Origin of the sequence: Kitasatospora sp. NPDC004799 (genome assembly GCF_040609095.1) — a bacterium.
GTDB lineage: Bacteria > Actinomycetota > Actinomycetes > Streptomycetales > Streptomycetaceae > Kitasatospora.
Genome location: NZ_JBEXJK010000666.1, coordinates 1 through 2,668, shown reverse-complemented (window position 1 = coordinate 2,668; position 2,668 = coordinate 1). Strand labels below are relative to the sequence as shown.

The window sequence follows — 2,668 nt, the reverse complement described above, 5'->3', positions numbered from 1 at the left end:
GGCTGCGCGGGCAGCACCGCGGTCGCGGCGGCCGCGGACTCCTCCGCCCGCTCCTCGGGGGCCGCCTCGGCCGCCAACGCCCAGTTCACGGCCGGGAGGCGGAAGCCGCCCGACCTCCGCTCCGGCTCGCCGCGCTGCTCCTCGCCCACCATGCATCCCCTGCGTTCGACGACACTCCTGTGGGGAGGTACGGACGGCGTGGCCGAACCGGTTCAGCCGGATCGGCGGGTTCTCAGGACCCGACCGTCCAGACCGGCTCCTCGGCCGCCTCCGGCGGGGCCAGCACGAAGTCCACGGCCTGTTCCAGCACCTCCGCCGACGGCTCCTCCCACGGCCCGTCACCCTGCTCGCGGACGTGGGCGAGCAGGTCGGGCTCGGGCGCCAGCCCGTACTCGTCCAGGTAGTACGTCACGGTGTCGGTCCAGATCCACCGGCCGTCGGTGCGGAAGCCCATCGGCACGACGCCGCGCCGGCCCGGGTCCACCACGTCGTCCATCAGCATCGGCGTCAGCAGCACCGGCGCCCCGGCCCGCAGGTACCGGGCGACGGCCTCGCGCTCCGCCCCCGCCGCCAGCCGCGGCCGGTCCGGCGCGAACCCGGGCCCGGTCACCGGGTCCACCACGTCGAACACCGCCGCCAGCCGGAAGCCGCCCCGCACCGTCTCGCCCATCCCCGTACTCCTCCTGCCGACCGCGTCCCTACGTTCCGTCCGACGGACGGCCACCTCCCCGCGGTTCACCGGAACACCCGGGTGCCACCCGTCGGCGGTCGCCGGGAGGCTCCACCGCACGGCGCGAAGCACGGCCGGAAGGCTTCCGGCCGTGCTTCGCGCGGGACTTCCGGCAGAGCTACCAGATGCGCTTCGAGACCGCCGCGTTGTCGGGGAACAGGCCGCTCCTGGCGCCGTTCCACCGGATCGTGATCGTCCACGAGAGGGACCCCAGGGGTGTCGGGAACACCGCCGGTGTCGAGTTCGACGGGGCGAGCGCACCGGCCGGGCGGCGCCAGCCGTCGAAGGTGCTGCCGCCGTCGTTCGACGTGGTCTCCCACACGTACCCGTCGTTGCCGATGCAGGAGATCATGACGCGCTGCTGGTCGGCGTAGCCCGCCTGACCGGGGCCGACCACGGTGGTCTGGTTCCCGAGCCGAGCCGCCCCCACGCCGCTGGCGCACTCGCCACCGCCGTTCACCTCGGACAGGTCCAGGACGGCGCCGGTCGTGGGATTCGTCGTCTCGCGCCACACGCGGTGGTCGGTGCCCGTGAAGAAGCTGCGCAGCACCGATTCGTAGTACCGGGTGCCGTAGACCGCGATCTGGCTGTCACCCTCGATGTCCGTGGCGTTGGTGCCGAGGAGCGCGTGCGAGTCCACCCGCCAGCCGCTGGACGTCAGGGTTCCGTTGTAGTTCCGCAGGAACGTGACGTTGATGCGCCGGTAGGAGTTCGGTGCCTCGATCATGAGGTCCCGGGTGGCCGAGCTGATGGTGAGGATCGGGCTGCCGATCGCGTTGGCGCCGGCCGGGAGCCGCACCCAGTCCGTCCAGGAGTTCAGGGACCCGCTGTTCGCCTGGCTGTACCAGATCTCCCCGTCCGTGCCCCGGATGACGACCATCGCGCGCCCCGGCGGGAACTCGACGATGCGCGGCGGCGACGTGGTCCGGGAGGCGTTGTTCCCGCCGAGCGGGTGCCAGCTCCCGCCGTTGTAGCGGAACCAGATGTTGTTGTCCGTGCCCCGGGCGACGTCGTACGTGGCACCGCTGATCGTCACCGAGTACACCGCCGACAGCACCCGTGACTGGCCTCCGTCGAGACTGATCCACTCCGTCTCCGCGGCCTGCGCCGGACCGGGCGTGCCGGCCAGGACCAGGACCACCCCGGCGAACGCGGCCAGCACCGCGCGCCAGCCGCGGACCATACGCTGACGAACCAAGGACACAACGACCTCCCTGCCGTTTACCTACGACGTCCGACGTTCCGTACGTGGCGTTCGACGTTCCGTACGGAGCGTTCACGTCAGGAGTCTCGTCCGTCGCGGTCACGGTGGTTGCCAGTGCGCGCACTGGCTGATGCCCGCCAGCGCACCGGGCCGTGCCGCCTCCTCGCCGCGCCGCGCGCACCGACCGACGAGGCGTCAGTCCCCGTCGTCCCTAGGGTCACCCGGTGCCGGAGTCGGCGCCGAGGGCGAGGGTGTAGCGGGCGGGGTCGGCGGGGCGGACGCGGTCGGCGGGGGCGACGGCGTCGCGGCGGGCGAGCCAGGTGCGCAGCCGGTCGGGGCCCGGGCGGACGCCGCCGATCTCGTGCAGCAGCACCCGGGCCGGACGGCCCTCCTCCGGGTCGGCCGGCTCGACCTCGACCACCTCGAACTCGGTGCCCGGGGCGAAGATCACCGTCGGCTGCTCGCCCGGCTCGCCGAAGGCGGAGCTGCGGCGGCCGCCCACGGACCAGATGGCGAACTCGATCCCGACGTCCTCGCCCAGGTCCGCCCCGGGCGCCGCCAGGCCCGTCACCGGGGCCCGCTCGGTCAGCACCGTGCCCGGGGCGTACCCGGCGAGGTCGCAGTCCTGGGCCGGGCCCGCGACCAGCACGCCGCCGTAGTGGCTGGGCAGCCGCCGCAGGCCGGCGGCTAGGCAGCGCAGGAACGGGGCGAAGGGGCCGGGCGCGCCGGACCGG

3 protein-coding genes are annotated in these 2,668 nt (G+C 74.0%); all 3 read right to left on the bottom strand.

All coding sequences use genetic code 11. The features are described 5' to 3' along the window. Window positions 1-232: 232 nt before the first annotated feature. A complete protein-coding gene (locus ABZW03_RS39650; protein ID WP_355269564.1) occupies window positions 233-670 on the bottom strand; it encodes a hypothetical protein in 438 nt (145 codons plus the stop codon). Window positions 671-848: 178 nt separating this feature from the next. Further along, window positions 849-1,928 carry a hypothetical protein gene (locus ABZW03_RS39645; protein ID WP_355269562.1) on the bottom strand — a complete coding sequence of 360 codons (1,080 nt, stop codon included), beginning with the start codon at window positions 1,926-1,928 and terminating at the stop codon, window positions 849-851. A 223-nt stretch (window positions 1,929-2,151) separates the two neighbouring features. Next, entirely contained in the window at window positions 2,152-2,583 is a 432-nt protein-coding gene (locus ABZW03_RS39640) for a hypothetical protein (protein WP_355269560.1), read from the bottom strand. Window positions 2,584-2,668: the final 85 nt, after the last annotated feature.

What these genes read in the sequence shown, in the direction of transcription:
- ABZW03_RS39650 (WP_355269564.1), bottom strand. Translation starts at nt 670, where the DNA reads ATGGGCGAGACGGTGCGGGGCGGCTTCCGGCTGGCGGCGGTGTTCGAC.